The sequence below is a fragment of the Streptomyces monomycini genome, assembly GCF_022271435.1.
Classification (GTDB): Bacteria; Actinomycetota; Actinomycetes; order Streptomycetales; family Streptomycetaceae; genus Streptomyces; species Streptomyces monomycini.
On the sequence record NZ_JAFIQY010000069.1, the window covers coordinates 1 to 19,328 of the forward strand.

The window sequence follows — 19,328 nt, forward strand, 5'->3', positions numbered from 1 at the left end:
ACACCCAGGCCCTCCTCCGCCTGGCCCGCCACCGCATCAGCGTCCTGTTCGCCATGCTCCGCGACGGCACCTTCTACGAGCCGAGGAACCCTCGACTCGCTTGACGAAGAACATAGAGGCACCCCCGCCCGCACGGCACCCGGCATCGCTCGGTCCCGCCGGACCACATGCCTGTCGGGGGCGACGAATTGGAAGGAAACGCGGCCACGCGCGATCACCGGCGGCGCGGCTCGAAGCGATCTCGCTGAGGACGCCGCGCGACATGCCGCCACCAACATAACGACGAGCGGCGGATCTTCCCGGACGCGCGCGTGCGCGACGGCGGTACAACCGCTACCGGGCACACTCAGGAAAGCACCAAGGCACCAACACCGGTCCTTCGCGGCAGCGTCGGCCTCACAGCACAGCGAAGAGCACCCTGAGCAGGACCGCGGCACCAAGAATCACTATGGCTGCCTGCGCGACGCGACGGGGCGACGGTACGGCGACGACCTTCGGGCCGTCCTGCTCGGGAAAGGCGTAGAACACGCGGTGGGGATCGTCCGGCACCGTGCCCCTAACGACCGGCAGATAGCGCAGGTGAGCGCAGCGGGCGACCTCCCCCGGGGCCTCGGCGAGCCGGGACGCGAGGGCATTGCGGTGGGCGACGAGCAAGTCGTGCGGTAACGGGTCGCCGGGCGTAAGGGTGGCGGTGCGCCAGCTCCCGGTCTCCTTGGCCAGGTGTCGCACGAATAAGGGCGGGTACGGGGGTGGCTGCGGTACGCGTTCTTCCGACCGGGTGTGCCGGATGAGGCCCTCGGTCCAGGTGACGGTACGCCCGGCTCCCCGGCATGCCGTGTGGCGATCGTTCCCTGGCTGCCGCACTGGGGGCAGGGCACGGACTCCGCACCGGCGCAGTCAGGGCACTCGACACGACCGCGGCCGCGGCTGCCGCGGCAGCCGCGGCAGGCCGCCTCCAGCGCCCCGCACTTGAGGCAGGTGACGCGCTCGCCGAGCCCGGCCGCTGCCGCGGTACGGCCGTGTCGGCGGACGCCACTGCCATCGCACCGGCCGCAGGACTCGCTGCCGCCACAGGCCGGGCAGACGCGCGAGGCCGGACAGGTGGGCGCGCCGCGGCCCTGGCAGCGGTCGCAGGCGACCTCACCGTTGCCGCAGGAGCAGTGCTCCTCACGGACGGAGTCGCGCAGCACCAGTTTCCACTGCCGCTCGTCGCCCGCTTTCGCCGGGGCCGTCACCGTGTAGGCGTCCAGCTTCCGGTCAGTCGGCCGGCCGGACAGGTCCTTCTTCCCGTGGTGCACCCGTTCCTGCTCGGTGCGGGACTCGACGGTCCGCACGATGCGGCACTCAAAGACCGGACGCCACCTGACCTCCGCGGTTGTCATATTCACGGTCTGTGTCGATGTGCCACAGGTGAGGAGCCTGCGCTCGATCGCATTCAGCAGAGCCCGCCCCCTGGTATGTCACTCATCCGCGCATCCTTCCGCTGCTGCCACTGCCCTTCTGCTGTACGTGCACGGTCCGCCGGCTCGTCAGCCTCCCCCGCCGGCCTGGTCACCAGCGGTTCCGCCCCCGCGCCCCTCCGCCTGCCTGGTCAGGGCTGCCGGTGAGGACCACGCCGACGCACGGCCCTCTTTTGCTGTGCGCAGTGGCCGACCAGAGCAGCGCTACGCCGACGATGTCGCGTTTCGCCCGTCCGCCCAGACCCCGGCCGAACCGCCGCCCGGTGCCCTACCGTGCCGGAAGGCTCCCGGTGCGCGCATGGTGCGGTCGCCGCCTACTCGACGGGCCCCGGACAGGTGAGTTCAGCCAAGTCGTTGTGCCATGGACGGATCCGGTCGGTGAACTCTGCTGCCTCAGGACCGGTAACCAGCGAAGCGGTCGCCTCGATGAAGGCGGCGGCTTCTGCACGGGCCATCGACAGCAGAGCACTGCCCTCCGGTGAACGCAGGCGGACAAACACGCGTCGGCCTTTGTGCGGAAGGCGGTCGGGCTGGAAGGAGAAGTCGTAGTCCTCAAGGGCCTTGTGGTGCGGCAGCTTCGAGGTCCGCAGGCCGGTGCAGAAACGGCGGTCCTCACGGACGGCGAGTTCTTCGGACAACACCAGGTCGATGAAGTCGAGGTAGCCGGGTTTGGCCTCATCAGCCCGCTGAGCGTACTGGGCCAGGGTTTCGGCCAGGCGGGGAAGGCCCAGCTTGCCGGCCGTGCTGCGGATGCGGGTGAAGACCAGCTCGCTCAAGACGTTTCCTCCGTGCTCGGGTGGGTGGTGAAAGGCCGGGTGCCGGTCAACTCGTCATAGACCGACAGCGGTCGGCGGCCGACCTCGACCTGAGTGGCCGCGGACCGGTTCAGCAAGGCCATCAGCGCCCCCTGCCCTGGCTCCTGGCCTTCCTTGCGGCGGGCCGCGGGCAGTTCCCCGCCTGCTGTGGCGCGGCGTCCAGCTCCGGTGGGAAGGCCGTTCCAGTGCATCTCGTCCACGACGCGGGCGCCACGGCCCACCGCCCGAGGATGCGTGGCCAGCAGGGTCTCGACCCGGTGGTCAGCGGCGGTGGAATACAGGCTGACCTGGGACTTCGTCGCTCGGACCTCGACCAGCTGGCGGGGACGGACCCGCAAGGCCGGCACCGAGTAGAGGTTCGCCTCAAACGCGACGAGACAGTCCTTGCCGATGTAGCGCAGATGCCGCTGGGCCACGACATAGGGAATCTGCGGCAGCGGACGCAGGGCCATGTGGTCGCGGACCGTCCGCAGGCCGATGACCTGGCCGCGGGTCCCGTGGACCTTCGCCCGCCGCAGCGGGACCCAGGCTGTGAACGCGGAGTTCCGTTCCTCAGTCGAGGAGAAGGCCCGCCCGGCCAGGACGTGATCACGGACGATAAGTACTTGCCGCTCGACCCGGCTCTTCCCGGTGGGCCGGTGGGCGGCCAGAACGTCGGGGTCGAAGTCGTAATGCCCGGCGAACGCGACCGCCTCCGGATGCAGAGGAACGGCCTCACCAGGGGCGACATGACGGCGGACCACGGTCTTGGTGCGGTCGTAGACGATCGACACCGGGACTCCGCCGAAGTGCGCGAACGCCTGCCGGTGACAGTCGAAGAACGTCGACAAGTCCTGGCTGGTGGTGAAGCAGCAGAACGGATCCCGCGAGTAAGACAAGGTCATGTGGAAGGAGTAGGCCTTCGGAATCCCCACATGGGCAAGGATCTTGCCCTCGTCACCAGTCCACCTGAGCCTGGGCGCCGCGAACCACCTCGAACCAGCGGTGCAGCCCGGCCAGTTGCCCCGGGCTGATACCCAGCTCCTCCGCGATCCGCGGCCGGGCCTCCTGCAAGTACATCTTCACGCGCTGATAGTTGATAGCGAAGCCGTACTCCGCCACCAGACGCTCGTGGACCACCGCTCCCTTCAGGAGGATCTCGGCCCGCAGCATCGCGTCGATCAGCGGTGCGACCTCCTCCACCGCCCGCGGGCGCGGCTGGCCGTTCGCTGCCCGTTTCGGAGGGGCGACCGGCGTCTCGCCCGAGAGGTACTTGGCGACCGTACGTCGGTTCAGCCCGGTCGCTTTCGCGATCTCCCTCAGGCTCAACGCGCCGGACTCGTACAGGCCACGAAACCGCCGCAACTCCAGCCAGCGACGCGGATCCAAGATCACCCTCGCCGCCCTCCGCCCTCCGCCGTCCCCGAACAAGACGACAGCAGACTCCCGAACCCCACCCCTCACCGCACCAACTTTGGTGCACTCTCATCCGTGCGAGGTGGTGCACGTCCACTTGTACGCCGACAACTTCCCGCCCAACGCTCGTACAGTGCCACACCGGCACGGCCAGGCGTTCGCCTACGCGTACGTCCTCGAAGGCAGCGTGCGCAGCACGCTCGAAGGGCAGCCCACCGCCACCTACCACCAGGGCGAGGACTGGGTCGAGCCGCCGGGCGCCCACCACGTTCAAGCCGAGAACACCAGCACGACCAAGCCGGCCAAGCTTCTCGTCGTCTTCATCGCCAACCCCGGCGACGCACTCAAGACCGACGACCCGAAGTAGCCGAGCTACAAGCAGCGGGCGGCAGCTCTGTGCGCAGCCCACCTCCGTCTCGGTCCTTACCACAACACACTTCGACCTCCTCGCCGTGCCTGAAGGGCGCGATGCGAACCACAGACCCAAAGAAGGAACAATGAACGACACCCAGCGCGTCAACATCGCCAAGCAGCACCCGGCCTCCTACAAGGCCCTCACCGCCTTCTCGACAGAGGTGCAGGAGACCGCTGCCGCATGGGCCTGGACCCGCGTCTGGTCCAACTGCTGAAGATCCGCGCCTCTCAGATCAACGGCTGTGTTCTGCCTGCGTATGCACACCCGCGACGCCCTCCAGATGGGCGAAAGCCCCGACCGGATCGCCGTACTGCCCGGATGGGGGGGACCGGCTACTTCTCCGAGACCGAACGCGCCGCCCTCCGCCTGACCGAGGCCGTCACCCGCGTGTCGGACGGACACGCCAGCGACGAGGACTACAACGCCGCCGCGGCCGTCCTCACCGCGGACCAGGTCTCGGCAGTCATCTGGCTGGTGATCCTGATGAATGCCTTCAACCGCCTCGCGATCACCAGCCGGTACACCGTCGCCGGCTGACCTCGACGGCGAACCGGCGGTGATACAGGCCGCCGAAGCCGCCACCGTCATGACGGTCATAGCGAAATCAGCCGAGGCAGCTCGCACGAGCTGCCTCGGCGCCCACCGCCGCGGTGGCGACCGCGGCCGCCACCGTCACCCTGCTCCGCCCCATGGGCGGCACAGGTCGACGGCCAGAGACCGGGCGAGCCGCAGCTGGGTGCGGGCGAAAGCCAGGTCCAGCGGTCTGCCCGCCGCCGGTACCGCTGCAGACCAGGATGTGCGGGGCGGCGTCGATGCCGACGGCGGTGGCCCGTCCGTCGGTACTGATGCCGATGAGTGCGGCGGAGCCGGGCAGCGCCTGAAGTTGCTCGCGCAGGCCGGGGCGGTGAGGAGCAGCAGCTTCGGGGGTTCGGTCGTGTTCGTCATCGTGGTGGTGTTCCACTTCTGTGCTCTGCCTGGTGAACCGGGTGTTCTCCAGGGCTGGGGGATCGAGTCGGCCGGATCGGACATGTACCGGTTCGCGGCTCCCCCACCACGGCGGCGCCGGACATCGCCCGCAGCACCCTCCGGTTCACAGTGACCGTCATCCCCGACCCCGACCACCCGGACAGCCGGCAAGACAATGTGCGGGATCCGGACAGCGTACGAGCGGCACTGATCCGCCTCGGCCACCGAACCGGCGACGACGACCGGCAGCCCTGACGCTCGTCGTGAGCGGCATGAGTACACGGCGCCTACTCACCCGGACTGCGATGGCCGAGAGCGGGCGGCGAGGGTGTGGCTGTCGGACGGCTGGATGCCGGCGTCCGGTGAAGTGGCGGCGGGCAGCGGTTCGCGGTGATCGGTGCGCAAGCCGTCGAGCGAGATCCGCAGCAGCCTCTGCCACATCTGCGGGCGGCATGCGTCGGTGAACTGGACGGCGTGGCCCAGTGAGACCAGCAGGAGCAGTAGGTCGTCAGTAGTCACGCCGGGGCGCAGCAGGGCCGAGGCGTGGGCGCGCAGTTCCTCGATGACGAGGCGAAGTTGGCGGATGCCCTCCAGGTCGGGTTCCGACCAGGTCAGCGCGAAGTTCTCCATGATCGCGCAGTGACGTGCGTAGCCGGTCAGGGCCTGCTGGTAGAAGTCGGCCAGTGCTGCCCAGGGGTCCTCGGCGTCACTCGCCGCCCGGCGTGCGGACTCCGCCCACTTGGAGAAGTCGTTGTGCAGGACCGTCCGGACGAGATCTTCCTTCTTCGGGAAGTGCCGGTAGAGGGTGCCCATGCCCACTCCGCTGCGGCGGGCGATCTCGCGCACGTCCACCGCGGTGCCCTGCTCGGCGAGCACCTGGGAGGCGGCCTCGATGATCGATTCCCGGTTGAGGACCGCGTCCGCGCGCGGAGCGCGGCGCCGGGGGGTGCTCTGTGGTCCAGTCACTGTCATGCGTCCGAGCATATTCGCCGATGCGGAGCGGATGCTCCGGTTCGCCGTGGTACTTTACGGAGCGAGTGCTCCGGATAGTGAAGGGGATACCGTGTCCGTACCATCCGTAACTCCCGCAGACGACAACAATGCCTCTGCTGTTGGCAGTTGGAACGACCGGATCATTGCCGAGTTCCGAGCGAACGCCGGGTGCGTCCCCTGGAGCAGCGACGAGGAATTCGCTGCAGGCCGCCCCGTCCCGCCCCGGATGCCCGGCTTCAGCGAGCAAGGCATGCCGCTCATCCTGGTGCACCACACCGGAGCCAGGACGGGGCGCGAGCGGATCAGCCCGTTGTTCTATCAACCGGCCGGCGATGGCTGGGCCGTCTTCGGAACCCACGGCGGCAGCCCGCGCCATCCGGTCTGGTACCGCAACCTCATGGCGAACCCGCGCGCCATCGTCGAGGTGGGTACGGAACGAGTGCCGGCCGTGGCCCGACTCGCGGAAGGGGCGGAGCGGGAGCGCCTCTGGGCGAAAGAAGTGGCGCTCGTCCCGAAGTTCGCCGAGTTCGAGGCGGCTTCGGGCAGGCAGATTCCCGTCGTCGTGTTGGAGCGTGACCGCGGACAGCCCTGGTAGCGCCGATCGCTTCACGGGGAAGCCGGCGGCAGCCCTTCCGGCCCGCCGTCGGGCTCCCTCGACAGGCGCAGTCTCGCGTCCGAAGGCGACGGATTGGGCAGCCCGTGCGGTGACTCTCCGCCTCTCGCGAGGAGCCGACCGGAGGGGAGGCACCCGGCTTCCCGGCGGAAGGGCCTGCGCTCCCTATCCGATCGGCAGCTCAGGCGTCGCTCAGCGTGGGCGCGCACAGAAGTTGCGCCAGAGCCCAAACTGACGGACAAACGCTGCTGGTCGACGTGAACGAAGCCGGTGGCTGCGCCGCTCCGGCTCTGCCGGAGACCCGAGAGCCCCGGCACAGTCACTCGCTGCCAGCGGCCGGGGCTTCGCCGGGTGGCCACGACTGCGGTGAACCGCCAGGCCTCTGGTCTGCGCACGCCTTCGCGCGTCAGGTGCCGTCCTCGTCACTGCCCGTTTCGGCGTCCGCGCGCAGGGCGTCGGCTGTGCGGCGGATCCGCTCGGCGCGGCGGCGGTGCCCAGCGGCCTGCTGCGCTCGGCCGTGCTGCTCGTGGTCCCGGGCCAGGGCGTCGTGGGTGTCGGCCAGTGCCGACACCGTGTCCTCGGCCTTGTGCTGCAGCCGGCAGGCCCGGGCTTCCAGATACGCACGACGCGAGGGCTCTTCGGCGGCTTGCCGGGCGGTGGCGGCGGCCGTTTCCCGGTCGACGGCTCCCTGCTCCCGCCGGTCTCGCGCATCGCCCCGGTGCAGCGCCGCCTCGGCGCGGTCCAAGGCCTTGCGGCTGGAAGTCACCAGGTCCCGCGAACGGCTGATCTGCTCGCGGGTGCGTTCGCGCAGGCCGGGAGCGGGCTGGTCCAGGGCACGGGCCCGTTCGTCGACGTGGCCTTCCCAGGCAGCCAGGCCCCGTTCTCGTGTGTCCGCGGACTCCTCCCGCGCATCTGCGGTCGCCTCCCGGCCATCGGCGGCCTGTTCCCGGACATCAGCGGCGGCTTCCCGCTCGTCGGACAGTCGCTCCCGCGCGTCCAGTGCCTGCTCCCGCGCCTCCTGGCGCTCCGCCGCGTCGTCCCTGTCGACGGCGCCGTCCCCGGAATCCGTTTCCATCCTGGTACGGTACCCGGCCGCGGGCAGCCCGCTGCAGACCCGCACGTCCGAGCTGCCCGGCCCCGCCGGTCCTGATCAGCTCGCCCGCTCCCGCCGCGGGCACACACCCCGGCCCCCGCCCGCGCGGCGGGCCCCGGACTGCGCGGATCACCGCAACGCCGGAGCGTAAACGGCGGCCGCCGTGGCACCGTTGAGCCTTCCGGCCGGCGGCTGCCGGCTCCCGGCCCGAACGCGGGGAGCTGCCCACGGCGGGGCGGCACCACGAGCAAGCGGGTCCGCTCCTCCGCCGTCCTGCGACACAGCATCTGCGCGCAGGAAGGCCGGCGCGCAGCGCATCGTCGTCGCTATGCCCCGCCGATCGGGCGCCGCACAACCCCGGCCGAGCTCGTGATGGCGTGGCGGGCACGAGGACAGGCCGGGGAAGCCGCCCTCACACCCGGGCCGCCCCCTCTGCAGGCGGCGGCCGCTCATTCCCAAGGGACAGGTGCCCGCACCCTGCCACATCCTGGCCGCACCCCTGAGGAGATCTTCGACGAGAGCACCCGGCTGCTGGCCAACCCGCTCGCCTCACCCGAGGACATCGAGGACCTGAACGGCTGGACACTCCACCACCTCCGGCACAGCGCCCTGACACACGACGCCGAGGGCGGCACCTCCCCCTCCCCCTCCCCCGATGCTGCTGGCCAGCATGGGCCGACGCCTGGCCGAACCGCTGGCGTACCGCTTAGCGGGGCCTGAGCCCGTCGACGACGACGTCCAGCATTCGGTTCAGCTGGGGACGCTGCTCGGATGCGCCGGCCACGGAGAGCAAACCGGCGAGGATGCCTCCTACCTCGACCGGATCGATGTCGCTGCGCAGTTCTCCTGCTGCGGCGCCCGCCTCGAGCACCATCGCCAGAATCTGCTGGACCTCGTCACAGACCGGTCCGGTGCCGAAGCGGCCGGAAGCGCTCATGGCGACCAGGGCCTCGCAGACGCCGCGCCGTTCGTCGGCCCAGTCGGCGAATCGGAGCATCCACGCGTGGAGGGCCTGCGCGGGCGGCTTGGCAGCCAGCAGGGTGCGCGCATCTTCGCGCAAGGGCCGGATCTGGTCCCGGTAGACCTCTTCGACCAGATCCTCTCGGGTGGGGAAGTGCCGATACAGGGTGGCGTTCCCCACTCCCGCACGTTTGGCGATCGCGTCCAGCGAGATCGCGCGTCCGGACGCGAAGGCTTCGGCAGCCGTGGCGATCAGCTGCTCGCGGTTGCGCCGCGCGTCGGCGCGCAGGGTGCTGCGTGGAGGGGTCATGAACTTCGCGATCGTGAGTGTCGGATGAGGCTCGGGAACGATTCGGGGACGTCCCCGGTTCAGTGTACGGTGAGACAACCGGGGAGTTCCCCGATTACAGGCGGCTTCACCCAACACTTCAGCGACGAGAGGTTCGCCATGCCTACAGCTCTCATCACCGGGGGAACGACCTGCTCTGCCTCAACGCCAGGATCATCCGTCCGGCACTGGTTGCCGAGGTGACGGACGAATCGTTCGACGAGCACCCGATCTCAACTTGAAGGGCCAGTGCTTCACCCTCCAAAAGGCCCTTCCCCTCATGAATGACGGCGGCTCGATCGTGCTGACCGTCGGCATCGGAACCCGTCGCGGGCTCCCCTGGCGCCACGGTGGGGCGGCGACACGCGGCGCGCTGCTGGCCATGCTGCCCTCGCTCGCGCTCCAACTGGCCCCGCGCAGGATTCGCGTCAACGCCGTGAGCCCTGGGCCACCGACACCCCGCTGCTCGACAAGCTGGGGGCCCGAGAGCGGCCGGGACGCCATGCGCTCGAAGATCCCCTTCGAGCGCCTGGGATCCAGCCAGGAGGTCGCGGAAGCAGTCGCCTTCCTCGCCTCGGCCACCGCCGGCTACATCACCGGCCAGGACATCACCGTGGCCGACGGCTACGGGCTCGGCGCCTGAAACCCGGGCGAGCCGACCACCAATCCGCACCTCTCGAACGCCACGAACCGCACCTCACAGGAGAACACGATGGCACTCACTCTCGACACTTACCGACTGCTGGGCCGTTCCGGACTCCGGGTCTCACCGCTGGCGCTGGGCACGGCGACCTTCGGCACCGAGTGGGGCTGGGGCGCCGAGCGCGACGAGGCGCGCAAGCTCTTCGACCGCTACACCGAGCTCGGCGGCAACTTCTTCGACACCGCCAGCACCTACACCAATGGCAGCTCCGAGCGGCTGCTCGGCGAATTCGCCCGCACCAACCGCGACAAGATGGTGCTGGCGACGAAGTACTCGACGCTGCGCCAGCCCGGTGACCCGAATTCCGGGGGGACCCACCGCAAGAGCATGCTGGCGTCGGTGGAAGCCAGTCTGCGGCAGCTGAGTACCGACTACATCGATCTGCTGTACGTGAACGTATGGGACTTCAGGACGCCGGTGGAGGAGATCCTGCGGGGCCTGGACGATCTGGTGAGGCAGGGCAAGGTGCTGTACGTGGCGATCTCCAGCGCCCCGGCCTGGCAGGTGTCGCGCATGCAGGCGATCGCCGGCCTGCGCGGCTGGTCGCCACTGGTCGCGCTGGAGACCGAGTACAGCCTGGTCGCGCGCACTGCGGAGCGTGACCTGATCCCGATGGCACGCGAGATGGGACTCGGCGTGGTCCCCTTCTCCCCGTTGGGCGGCGGGGTGCTCACCGGCAAGTACAGCCGGGAGGACCGGAACCCGACGGGCTCCGTTGTCGGCGAAACCGCCGGCAACCGCAAGAGCCTCAACGTCGCCCTGGGATGGGTCACCGACCGCAACCTCGCCATTGCCGATGCGGTGAAGGAGGTGGCCTCGGAGCTGGGCCGCACACCCGCCCAGGTCGCACTGGCCTGGACCCTGAACGCTCCGGGCGTGACGACACCCATCATCGGCGCCCGCACAGTCGCGCAGCTGGAGGACAACCTGGGTGCCCTGCAGGTCGACCTCACTCCCTCCCAGCTGGCCCGTCTCGACGAGGTCAGCGCCATCGACCTCGGCGATCCGCACGACCTGCTCGCCAGCGATCACATCCGCACGGTCACCACAGGCGACATGAAGATCGAGACCCTCGGCTGATCCGCTTCATGAACGGCGACATTCCAGATATATCGATGAGTTTTTGATGATGGAACGGAGCAACCGCGGTCATGGGTAAGTACAGCGACAAGAATGTGGTGATCACGGGTGGCAGCAGCGGCATGGGGCTCGCGCTGGCGGAGCTGCTGGTGCAAGGCGGAGCCCGCGTGGTGATCACCGGCCGTTCTCGGGCCAAGCTCGACGCGGCACGCGAGCGGCTCGGTGAGAATGCCGTGGCCGTCCGGGCGGATGTGGCCTCACTGTCCGAGCTGGATATGCTCGCCGGCCGGGTGAAGAGCGAGCTCGGTTCGATCGATGCTTTGTTCGTCAATGCCGGCATCTCCCCCCTCACGCCCCTCGAGTCGACGACCGAGGACGTGTACGACGAGCTGTTCGCGATCAACGTCAAGGGCGCCTTCTTCACTGTGCAGAAGCTCGACCCGCTGCTGAGCGCGAACGCCGGCGTCGTCCTCACCACCTCGATCGCGAACGTCATCGGCATGGTGGACACCAGCGTCTACGCGGCCGGCAAGGCAGCGCTGCGCTCGATGGCCCGCACCTTCTCCCGCGAGCTGCTTCCGCGGGGAATCCGCGTCAATGCGATCAGCCCGGGGCCCATCGACTCGGGGATTCTGGAAACCATGAACCTGTCCAAAGAGGCCGCCGACCAGTTCAGGGCCGAGCGGACCGCGAGCAACCCCATGAAGCGCTACGGCACCGTCGAAGAGTTCGCCAAGGCGGCCGCATTCCTCGCCTTCGACGCCACGTACACCACCGGCATCGAGCTGGCCGTGGACGGCGGCGAAACCCAGCTCTGAGCTCGTCTGCCATCCCGCCAGGGGCGTAAGGCCCGCTACCACGGGGGGTTCAGCGGGGAGCTGCAACACACGGTCGTGTCGATCAGGCCGCGAGCAGTTCATGCAGGCGCTCGGTTGGGGTTTCCCAGCCGAGCGTTTTGCGTGGGCGGCCATCGAGTTCGGCGGCGACGGCGTCAAGGTGCTCGCACCAGGAGGTTGTCACGGCCCACGAAGACATGCCGCCTGAACTTCCCCCCGTGAAGTGGACACCTGTTTGTGTCGTTATGCGGCGAGGGTGCTGGTGACCAGATGCTGTTCGTAGGCGATCGGAGCCCCGGCTCCTCACCCCAGGGCCGCCGCCGGTCCACCCTCGGACGTGGTGTGCAGTCGGCATCGCGCCCGCACCCGAACTTGGCGGCAGCGTGCCGCTCCACCGCTTGGGGCCCGGGAGCAGGGCGGACCGGGTGCCGGTGGCGTGGGGTGGGGTGGGCGGCGTTCCACCCCACCCCACACCCGCGAGAGCGTCCGCGCGCCGAAGGAGGCCGGCGGCAAGAAGTCCACCTCCAGGCGCAGGCGAAGAAGAGCGCGGTGCAGAAGAAGGCGACTGGCGGCCGCCGCGCCGGCTGACTGATGCAGCAGGGCACGGTCCGCCGGTCCGAGGTGCTGGCACCAGCGCAGCGTCGAACGCGCCGGCGCTGGTGGCTGCGGTCGGCTGTGCGGTGGCTCAGGACAGTGCCCGGCGGTTATTTCGAGGCGGTGGTACGGCCCGTGGCACTGCTCTAGCACGCGAGTTGTGACGGGTGCCAGCCCGCGCGTGCCCGGTGGTTGAGGCGCCTCGTTGCGCACCGAACAGCGGCCCGGGGCGGAAGGAGGCACCAGCGCGCCACCGCTGGCTGGGGTCCGGGCACGTCTGTACGAGCCCTCGCTCCCCAAGTATTGGGCTTTCCGACTCCACAGCTCAGGGGGCGTTTCTGCTGCGGCGCGCCGGGGGCGTGCGATCGTCCGGTGTACGCGGAGGCGTGCACGACGGGCGCGGTGCGGGTGTGCAAATGGCCGGAGTTCCGTAATGGGCCGTCGCATCTTCAACCACTGCCTGCCGGGCGGGACCACAGTGAGATCCGCCCCGCACTCCGGGCATCTCATCCGATCGGCTCCGCCTCGGGGGGCTGTCCGCAGGAGGCTTGTCATGTCTCGTTCTGCCCGTCTCGCGGCCGCTGCGCTCGGCTCGGCCGCCCTGGCCGTCACCGCGGCCCTGCCCGCCGCCGCCACCGGCGCACACACCCTGCCCGCCCCGCACCGCTCCCCCGTCGTCATCGGCGCGGTGCAGGCCGACAGCCCCGGCCGCGACGACGGCTCCAACCGGAGCCTCAACGCCGAGTGGGTCACCGTCAAGAACACCAGCCACCGCGCGGTCAACTTCAAGAACTGACCCCTGACCAGCGAGCGCACCCTCAAGACGTACCGCTTCAACAACCTGCGCCTGGCCGGCAACCAGAGCGTCCGCGTACACACCGGTCACGGGAGCGACACCTGGCGCGACGTCTACCAGGACCGCCGCACCTACGTCTGGGACAACCGGCGCGACACCGCCACCCTGCGCAACGACCACCACCGCGTCGTCGACACCCAGCGCTGGGGCCGCCACTGAGCACGCGGGGCCGCCTCAGCGGCCCGGACTCCAGGTGCGCCGCAATCGAGGGCGCTGCGGCGCACCGCCCTGTCCGGCTGCCGCACAGGCTTCCGGCTCACGAACGGCCCCGGGCGGCACCGCCCGCCCTGGTACGCACGGCCCCGAGCCCGCGGGCCAGGGGCACGCTCCCGGCAGGTGACTCCGGCTACGGGGCCGGGGTGAAGCTCACCGCCGTCTTCGGACGCCCGGCAGCGAGCCGGCGGGCGGCGGTGTGCACGCTGCAGTCAATGGTGATGCGGCCCAAGGGGCGACCGTATGGCTATGCAACGGAGTCGGGGAGTCGTTTCGACATGTTGGTGGGAGTCGCCTCCTGACCGAGTTTGTGATGTCAGTTTTTCGAGCCCCTGGTGTACGCGCACCGAGGTCTGCTCGGACGCGAAAATCATGGCGAAGGAGAGCATGGCGGTCCGGGAGGCGAAGTAGTGCTGCAGCTGTCCGAGTGACATGCCCGCCTCCTGCGCCACCACGCGCATCGTCAGCTGTATGACGCCGCGCTGCTCCACCACCCGCCACAGGGCGCGGGCGATCGCTTCGCGGCGTCCGCGGTGATCCACCTCTTTGGGTATTGCCGGCCCCTCCCTCGCACCCGGGCATTGTTCCAATACACTTGACATAATACACTTGTCCGATAATCCTGGGGTCCACCCGACGGAGGCATCGTCATGTGCGAACAGCCGAAGGTACGAACCACGGAAGGCGTGGTGCAGGGGCGCCGGCGGCAGGGGCACGCGGTGTTCCGCGGCATCCCCTACGCCCAACCCCCGGTCGGAGCGCTCCGCTTCGCCGCGCCTGCGCCGCCGCACCGCTGGGAGGGGATGAGGCAGGCGGTCGAGTTCGGCCCCGTGGTGCCGCTGTCCCTGCCGATCGACGTGCCCCCGCAGGGCACCGACTGGCTGACGCTCAACGTCGGCACTCCGGATCCCGGCGCGGCGGGACTGCCGGTGCTGGTGTGGATCCCCGTGGGCGGCTACCTCTCGGCGGCGTCGAGCGACCCGATGTACGACCCGGCAGCGCTGGCCGCGGCGGGCATCGTCGTGGTGACCATCAACTGCCGCGTGGGTGCGGAGGGATTCGCGTTCCTCGACGACGTGCCGCCCAACCGCGGATTCCTCGACCAGATCGCGGCGCTGGAGTGGGTGCAGCGCAACATCGCCGCCTTCGGAGGCGACCCCGGCCGGGTCACCGTGGGCGGGGTATCCGCCGGGGCGGGCTCGGTCGCCGCCCTGCTGACGATGACGTCCGCGCGCGGCCTGTTCCGGCGGGCCATTGCCCATTCGGTGCCGGGGCTGCACAGCACCCCCGCGTTGGCACGGCAGGTCACCGCCGCGTTCGCGGACCGGCTCGGCGCGGCGGCCCCCACCGCTGAGGCGCTGCGCGACATCGACCCATGGCACCTGGCCGCCGAGCTCACCTCCTTCAACGCCGGCCTCCACGCGCACCGGGAGAGCTGGGGGCGCCTGACGGAGACCGGCACCGCGCTGTGCCCCGTCGTCGACGGCGAGGTCCTCCCGGAAACGCCCTGGCCCGCGCTGACCGGCGCGCGCGCGAGCGGGACCGAACTGCTCGTCGGCCACACCCGGGACGAATTCCGGTACTTCAGCGTCATGGGCGGACGGTACGGCACCTTCACCGAGGAGGACGCCCACGCAGCCCTGGAACTGCACGCCCCTCAACCGGACGGCGCGCGGGCCTACCGCGCCGCGTTCCCGCAGGCAGGCCCGGAGGAGTTGCTGGAGACGGTGTACTCCGACGCCCTCTTCCGCATGCCGTCACAGAAGCTGGCCGAGGCGAACGCCGCAGCCGGCGGCACCTCGTACCTGTTCGAACTGTGCTGGGCCGCCCCGGCCCTCGGCGGCATCCTGGGCGCCTGCCACAGCCTCGACGTGCCCCTGGCGTTCGGCACGCTGGACAGCCCCGTCGCCACCCAGCTCATCGGCGAGGAGCCTACTCCCGAGGCCGTCGCGCTCTCCCGCGAACTCCAGGAGGCATGGGTCCGCTTCGTCACCACCGGCGACGCGGGCTGGTCCGCCCACCGACCCGGAGGGCACCTCACCCGCGTCCTGGACGCCGAATCGAAGACTCTGCCCTACCCCGAACAGACATCCCGCCAGATTTGGGAAGGCCACGCCCCCGCCCCCTTCGATCATTCGTAATCGTCCGGGGCGGCTCCCACCTGAGGGTGATGACACGGCCAGCGACATCGCTGCACATCGACATTGATCACTCATCGTCGGCGCAAGTGACTCCCGGACTCGTGTCGAAACGGCATCCACGGAGAACCACATAGCCAGTCGAGTGCCCTCGCGACGACGTCAGGTGCAGGTGACCCGTCCAGATTCCCCGAATGACCACATCGGAACGTACCGGTGGCCCGCCTTCGCCGAGTCCCCTACTGTCTTGAGCCCGACCAGCCCCTATGCAAAGGCCAGGTGGTTTCGTTGTCCTCGGCACCACCACCTTCCGGTAGCGACCCGAACCCGACCCCGAGCCCGGGAGGCGGACCAGCGCCTTCACCCCGGCCGCGATCACGCCTGCGCCGGGCACGGGAGTGGTTCGGCGGCCTGACCGAGGCCGGCAAAGTCGCCCTTGTCGCAGCTGTGATCACGACCGTCGGCGGAGGAGCGTTCGGCGTGATCAGCGCCGCCACATCCGCGCTGGGCGGCAGCGGGGGCGGCGCGGTCAGCGATGGAACGCCGCAGAAAGCGGCTCCTGCCGCATCACCTTCAGGGCGCAGCACGCCTGGCGGCCGGCCAGACACACCGGACACCAGCCCGCCCGCCCAGGCCGCCGAGTGCAAGGTCCGCTCCAAGGTCCTGTACTGCCCAGGCAACACGGCAGTAATCACGTTGTACCGCCAACGCGACTACCGCTCCGAAATCGTCCACACACTCACCGGCACCTCCAGCCGGTACTCGTGCTGGGGGCATGGATCTTCCCACTCCGGAGGCAACGACATCTGGTACTGGACACACTTCGAGGGCGAGGACTACTGGGGCAATGTCCCGGCGGCGGACGTGAGCACGCATCAGGACCCCGCCCCTGGTCTACCCATGTGCTCGTAGCCATCCCTGCTTTGAGGGGGTCCCGCCTCCCCCGTCCCGCCGGCAGCAGGCGCAGCACCTCCCGGGCGCCGACGGGAGAGACGGCCGCGTCGTTGGCAAGGGCTTCGTGGTGGGTTTCTTGCTGGTGGCGGGCGGCGCGCGTGGCGGCGAGGTCGTCGAGCTGGTCGCCACGCGTCGTACCGGCCCCCCGCACCCTTCGCGCTCGCAGGTCCAGCGGGGCCAGGCGCGATGGTGGAGGTTGCTCAGCCCTGTGCGGTGTGCCGCCAGGGCCGCACGAAGTCGTGGAGGGCCTGCTGTGCGGCCGGGGCGATCACCGGATCGTTGACGGGAGTGCCGGCGGGGTGGAGGAGGTGGTCGAGCCCGGGAAGGATCCGCAGTCCCGGGCCGGTGGTGCGGGCGGCGGCGAGGCCTGACAGCAGAGCGGGCATCGTCCGGCAGGGCACATTGGTGTCCTCGGTACCGCAGGTGACGAGCGTCCGTGTGCCGGGCGCGGCGCCTCGGGCGACGGCCGGCGGGAAGAGAGCGTCGTCGCTGCGGACGAAATCCGCGTTCACCGGCCCGAACATGCTCTGGAGGAGGGTGGCGAGGGACGGCAGCAGGGGCGAGGTGTCCACCGGGCGCCGAGCGCGGAAGTCCGCGATGGCCCTGGCCACGCCCCGGTTGTTCCACCTCGCCTGCTGCGGGGTGAGGTTCCCTGCGGCAACCGCCCGGTTCAGGGCGTCCGCCAGCTGGAGGCGGATCAGGTCCAGCAGCCGCATGCTCTGCGGGGCGATGAGCGCGAGGCCGGCCGGCTTCTGCTGTACGGCACGGTCGACGAGCAGTGCTTGCAGGCCGCCCTCACTGTGCCCGACCACGAGCAGCGCCTGCGGGTCGGCTTCAGGGCGGGCGCGCAGGGTGTGGTACGCCGCCACGGCCTGTCGGGTGTAGGCGGCCATGTCGGGAGCGCTGTCGCGTCCGCCCAGGCCCGTGCGTCCGGTGCCGTATTTGTCGAACCGCAGGCTCATCACACCGTCGCCGCCGAGGACATCGGCCATGCGGGCCAGGGTGTGTGGGGTGAGGCCGGGCGGCTCGTCACCGTTGCGGTCGGTCGGGCCGCTGCCGGGAAGCAGCAGCGCCGCGGCGAGCCGGTGGCCCGCGCGGTGGGCGGGTATGTGCAGTGTGCCGTACGCGGTGACGCCGTCCGCGGTGAAGTGGATCTCACGGTCCACGGCGGGTACGCGGGCGGCTCGGGGTGCAGCGGCCCCCCAGGCCGTGCCCGGTGCCGGTCCGGCCGTGAGGACGGCGAGCGTCGCCATGAGCACGGCGAGCATGCCGCCGCGCCTGGGGGTGCGTAAACGCATGGGTTCTCCCGATGATGCGAAGGGGCAGAGCGAGCGGGAAGCCGGGGAAGTGGCGGCCGGGGCGCAGAGCAACGGGCCCTGCCCGGGTGGCTGAGCAACTCACCTGCCTCACCCCGTTGATGAACGAACCTGCCGCCTGCCGCAGGCGGTAACGGATCAACGAATATGACACACCGACCGGGCAGCCGGGAACAGCCGGACGGCCGTCGGCCGCGTCCTGGACGTCAGTCCCGACACCGCCGCGCGACGGGCCCTTGTGCGTTGGGGAACGTCGTCCGGAGGCAGTGACAGGGTCGTCCGCCGCACTGTCTCAGGGCGGCGGATCGCGCACGGGGCGGCCACCGGCGCGGACGTCCTGCGGCTTGTAGCGCAGGGCGTCCGCACCGGGGGCGAGGCTGCCGCCTTCGGGCCCGGCGGCGCAGTCCAGGAGGCGGGGAGCCAGGCAAGGCACCTCTTGGGACGGCTGCGGCGGGCCGGCACGCTCAGCTGCGACGCGGCCCGCGCCCCGGCCGAGTACCGGCTGGGCCTCCTCTGGGCTGAGCAGGCGGTACTCGCGCCTGCTGCGGGCCCGCCCTGCCGGGAGCCTTGCCAGCCCCGGCCGGGTGGGCAGATCAGCGCAGGCCGGCGAAGAGATCGTTCTCGGGTACGGGGGCGCCGGTGGCGTCCTGGACGCGTACGAAGGTCTCCATGCCCATCAACTCGCTGAACCGCTCCTTGCCCATCTTGAGGAAGAAGATGTTCTCGCCCTGACTGGCGTGCGCGGCCAGTGCGTCGAACTTCTGGCCGCTGAACGCGGTGGTGTCCACCCAGGTGGTGATCTCGTCGTCGGGGAGGCCGATCTCGGCCATCGCGGCGGCCTCGGCGGGGTCCGGCTCCGGCATGTCCGCATGGAACTCGCGCATGATCTCGCCGAAGCGCTGCATCCCCGAGCGAGGCATCGTGGTCCAGTACACCTTCGGTGTCAGCGCGGTCATCTCGAGCGCCGCCATCGTGATGCGGTGGGCCTGGATGTGATCGGGGTGGCCGTAAAAGCCGTTCTCGTCGTAGGTGACGACCACATCGGGCCGGTAGTGCCGCATGAGTTGCGCGAGCCGGGCGGCGCCTTCCTCCACCGGGGTCTGCCAGAAGGACTTGGGGGCGTCGTTACTCGGCCAGCCCATCATCCCGGAGTCGGCGTAGTCCAGCATCTCCAGATCGCTGATCTTCAGGGCGTCGCAGCTCGCCTGGAGTTCTTGACGGCGCATCACGGCGACGGCCGCCGGATCGTGCCCGGGGTCGCCCGGCTTGGCGCCCCCCGGTCCGTCACCGCACCCGCCGTCGGTACACGTCACGAGGACCGTGCGGATGCCTTCGGCCGCGTACCGTGCAAGGACCCCTCCGGTCGAGGTGGCCTCGTCGTCGGGGTGGGCGTGCACGGCCATGAGGGTCAAGGGCCGGTCGGTCATGTAACAGTCCTCCTGCAGAAATATGTTCTCGTCCGAGTGCGCGGCGGGCGTACCGCGATCCCGAGGCCCGGGTTCCGGTAGGCGGACAACTGGTGGTCTCCGTGTCATCCGCCCGTGCGGCGCCGGTGCCTCGGCAGATGCAACGACGTCGGCCGGTCCGGCTGTTCCCGGTG

17 protein-coding genes and 2 pseudogenes are annotated in these 19,328 nt (G+C 70.2%); 10 read left to right on the forward strand and 9 right to left on the reverse strand.

What is annotated here, in order from left to right:
• Window positions 1–396: 396 nt before the first annotated feature.
• The 4 genes and pseudogenes from JXZ78_RS38980 to JXZ78_RS41280 all read right to left on the reverse strand — a co-directional run bounded on the left by JXZ78_RS38980 (window position 397) and on the right by JXZ78_RS41280 (window position 3,649).
• Entirely contained in the window at window positions 397–729 is a 333-nt protein-coding gene (locus tag JXZ78_RS38980) for a hypothetical protein (protein ID WP_050502376.1), read from the reverse strand.
• 1,240 nt (window positions 730–1,969) lie between these two features.
• Window positions 1,970–2,236, reverse strand: a pseudogene (locus JXZ78_RS40940) (ATP-binding protein); the annotation flags it as partial.
• Window positions 2,233–3,189, reverse strand: a complete 957-nt coding sequence (locus JXZ78_RS38990; RefSeq protein WP_030019648.1) for a Mu transposase domain-containing protein — start codon at window positions 3,187–3,189, stop codon at window positions 2,233–2,235. The gene JXZ78_RS38990 and the pseudogene JXZ78_RS40940, both read right to left, overlap by 4 nt.
• 22 nt (window positions 3,190–3,211) lie before the next feature.
• The gene (locus JXZ78_RS41280; RefSeq protein ID WP_443735647.1) at window positions 3,212–3,649 is read right to left on the reverse strand and encodes a hypothetical protein; all 438 of its coding nucleotides are present in this window, start codon (window positions 3,647–3,649) and stop codon (window positions 3,212–3,214) included.
• 106 nt (window positions 3,650–3,755) lie between these two features.
• On the opposite strand from JXZ78_RS41280, the gene JXZ78_RS38995 reads away from it, so the two are divergent.
• From JXZ78_RS38995 to JXZ78_RS39005, 4 genes are all read left to right on the forward strand, one after another.
• Window positions 3,756–4,037, forward strand: coding sequence for a cupin domain-containing protein (locus tag JXZ78_RS38995; RefSeq protein WP_279634509.1), 282 nt, complete (start codon window positions 3,756–3,758; stop codon window positions 4,035–4,037).
• A 130-nt stretch (window positions 4,038–4,167) separates the two neighbouring features.
• Window positions 4,168–4,299 carry a hypothetical protein gene (locus tag JXZ78_RS40575; protein WP_275128678.1) on the forward strand — a complete coding sequence of 44 codons (132 nt, stop codon included), beginning with the start codon at window positions 4,168–4,170 and terminating at the stop codon, window positions 4,297–4,299.
• Window positions 4,300–4,341: 42 nt separating this feature from the next.
• Complete coding sequence (locus JXZ78_RS40945; RefSeq protein WP_308281081.1) at window positions 4,342–4,455, forward strand: carboxymuconolactone decarboxylase family protein; 114 nt, start codon at window positions 4,342–4,344, stop codon at window positions 4,453–4,455.
• Window positions 4,404–4,622, forward strand: coding sequence for a carboxymuconolactone decarboxylase family protein (locus tag JXZ78_RS39005; protein ID WP_238783690.1), 219 nt, complete (start codon window positions 4,404–4,406; stop codon window positions 4,620–4,622). Before JXZ78_RS40945 ends, JXZ78_RS39005 begins: the two co-directional genes overlap by 52 nt.
• Window positions 4,623–5,342: 720 nt before the next feature.
• Here JXZ78_RS39005 and JXZ78_RS39010 read toward each other — a convergent pair.
• Entirely contained in the window at window positions 5,343–6,023 is a 681-nt protein-coding gene (locus tag JXZ78_RS39010) for a TetR/AcrR family transcriptional regulator (protein ID WP_050502395.1), read from the reverse strand.
• Here JXZ78_RS39010 and JXZ78_RS39015 point away from each other — a divergent pair.
• Window positions 6,022–6,639 carry a nitroreductase/quinone reductase family protein gene (locus JXZ78_RS39015; RefSeq protein WP_238783691.1) on the forward strand — a complete coding sequence of 206 codons (618 nt, stop codon included), beginning with the start codon at window positions 6,022–6,024 and terminating at the stop codon, window positions 6,637–6,639. The genes JXZ78_RS39010 and JXZ78_RS39015 overlap by 2 nt on opposite strands.
• 424 nt (window positions 6,640–7,063) lie before the next feature.
• Here the strand turns inward: JXZ78_RS39015 and JXZ78_RS39020 are convergent, their stop codons facing one another.
• Together JXZ78_RS39020 and JXZ78_RS39025 are read right to left on the reverse strand one after the other, a co-directional pair.
• Window positions 7,064–7,732 carry a hypothetical protein gene (locus JXZ78_RS39020; RefSeq protein WP_157851544.1) on the reverse strand — a complete coding sequence of 223 codons (669 nt, stop codon included), beginning with the start codon at window positions 7,730–7,732 and terminating at the stop codon, window positions 7,064–7,066.
• A 724-nt stretch (window positions 7,733–8,456) separates the two neighbouring features.
• Complete coding sequence (locus JXZ78_RS39025) at window positions 8,457–9,020, reverse strand: TetR/AcrR family transcriptional regulator (protein WP_030019654.1); 564 nt, start codon at window positions 9,018–9,020, stop codon at window positions 8,457–8,459.
• 256 nt (window positions 9,021–9,276) lie between these two features.
• Between JXZ78_RS39025 and JXZ78_RS39030 the strand changes: the two genes are divergently transcribed.
• The 5 genes and pseudogenes from JXZ78_RS39030 to JXZ78_RS39055 all read left to right on the forward strand — a co-directional run bounded on the left by JXZ78_RS39030 (window position 9,277) and on the right by JXZ78_RS39055 (window position 15,461).
• Window positions 9,277–9,681, forward strand: coding sequence for an SDR family oxidoreductase (locus tag JXZ78_RS39030; RefSeq protein WP_238783692.1), 405 nt, complete (start codon window positions 9,277–9,279; stop codon window positions 9,679–9,681).
• A 69-nt stretch (window positions 9,682–9,750) separates the two neighbouring features.
• Window positions 9,751–10,821 carry an aldo/keto reductase gene (locus JXZ78_RS39035; protein ID WP_030019655.1) on the forward strand — a complete coding sequence of 357 codons (1,071 nt, stop codon included), beginning with the start codon at window positions 9,751–9,753 and terminating at the stop codon, window positions 10,819–10,821.
• A 71-nt stretch (window positions 10,822–10,892) separates the two neighbouring features.
• On the forward strand, window positions 10,893–11,639 hold the full coding sequence (locus JXZ78_RS39040; protein WP_030019656.1) for an SDR family oxidoreductase: 747 nt from the start codon (window positions 10,893–10,895) through the stop codon (window positions 11,637–11,639).
• A 1,165-nt stretch (window positions 11,640–12,804) separates the two neighbouring features.
• A pseudogene (locus JXZ78_RS39045) lies at window positions 12,805–13,266 on the forward strand (lamin tail domain-containing protein).
• A gap of 704 nt (window positions 13,267–13,970) precedes the next feature.
• Window positions 13,971–15,461, forward strand: coding sequence for a carboxylesterase/lipase family protein (locus JXZ78_RS39055; protein ID WP_030019658.1), 1,491 nt, complete (start codon window positions 13,971–13,973; stop codon window positions 15,459–15,461).
• Between the two features lie 1,151 nt (window positions 15,462–16,612).
• Here JXZ78_RS39055 and JXZ78_RS39060 read toward each other — a convergent pair.
• Together JXZ78_RS39060 and JXZ78_RS39065 are read right to left on the reverse strand one after the other, a co-directional pair.
• Window positions 16,613–17,710 carry a serine aminopeptidase domain-containing protein gene (locus JXZ78_RS39060; protein ID WP_033037503.1) on the reverse strand — a complete coding sequence of 366 codons (1,098 nt, stop codon included), beginning with the start codon at window positions 17,708–17,710 and terminating at the stop codon, window positions 16,613–16,615.
• Window positions 17,711–18,321: 611 nt separating this feature from the next.
• Complete coding sequence (locus JXZ78_RS39065) at window positions 18,322–19,155, reverse strand: PIG-L family deacetylase (RefSeq protein WP_030019660.1); 834 nt, start codon at window positions 19,153–19,155, stop codon at window positions 18,322–18,324.
• Window positions 19,156–19,328: the final 173 nt, after the last annotated feature.

Excerpts from the sequence above, each read along its gene's own strand:
- JXZ78_RS40575 (WP_275128678.1), top strand. The coding sequence starts at position 4,168 with ATGAACGACACCCAGCGCGTCAACATCGCCAAGCAGCACCCGGCCTCC.
- JXZ78_RS40945 (WP_308281081.1), top strand. The coding sequence starts at position 4,342 with ATGCACACCCGCGACGCCCTCCAGATGGGCGAAAGCCCCGACCGGATC.
- JXZ78_RS39005 (WP_238783690.1), top strand. The coding sequence starts at position 4,404 with ATGGGGGGGACCGGCTACTTCTCCGAGACCGAACGCGCCGCCCTCCGC.
- JXZ78_RS39015 (WP_238783691.1), top strand. The coding sequence starts at position 6,022 with ATGCGTCCGAGCATATTCGCCGATGCGGAGCGGATGCTCCGGTTCGCC.
- JXZ78_RS39010 (WP_050502395.1), bottom strand. The coding sequence starts at position 6,023 with ATGACAGTGACTGGACCACAGAGCACCCCCCGGCGCCGCGCTCCGCGC.
- JXZ78_RS39020 (WP_157851544.1), bottom strand. The coding sequence starts at position 7,732 with ATGGAAACGGATTCCGGGGACGGCGCCGTCGACAGGGACGACGCGGCG.
- JXZ78_RS39025 (WP_030019654.1), bottom strand. The coding sequence starts at position 9,020 with ATGACCCCTCCACGCAGCACCCTGCGCGCCGACGCGCGGCGCAACCGC.
- JXZ78_RS39035 (WP_030019655.1), top strand. The coding sequence starts at position 9,751 with ATGGCACTCACTCTCGACACTTACCGACTGCTGGGCCGTTCCGGACTC.
- JXZ78_RS39040 (WP_030019656.1), top strand. The coding sequence starts at position 10,893 with ATGGGTAAGTACAGCGACAAGAATGTGGTGATCACGGGTGGCAGCAGC.
- JXZ78_RS39055 (WP_030019658.1), top strand. The coding sequence starts at position 13,971 with ATGTGCGAACAGCCGAAGGTACGAACCACGGAAGGCGTGGTGCAGGGG.
- JXZ78_RS39060 (WP_033037503.1), bottom strand. The coding sequence starts at position 17,710 with ATGCGTTTACGCACCCCCAGGCGCGGCGGCATGCTCGCCGTGCTCATG.
- JXZ78_RS39065 (WP_030019660.1), bottom strand. The coding sequence starts at position 19,155 with ATGACCGACCGGCCCTTGACCCTCATGGCCGTGCACGCCCACCCCGAC.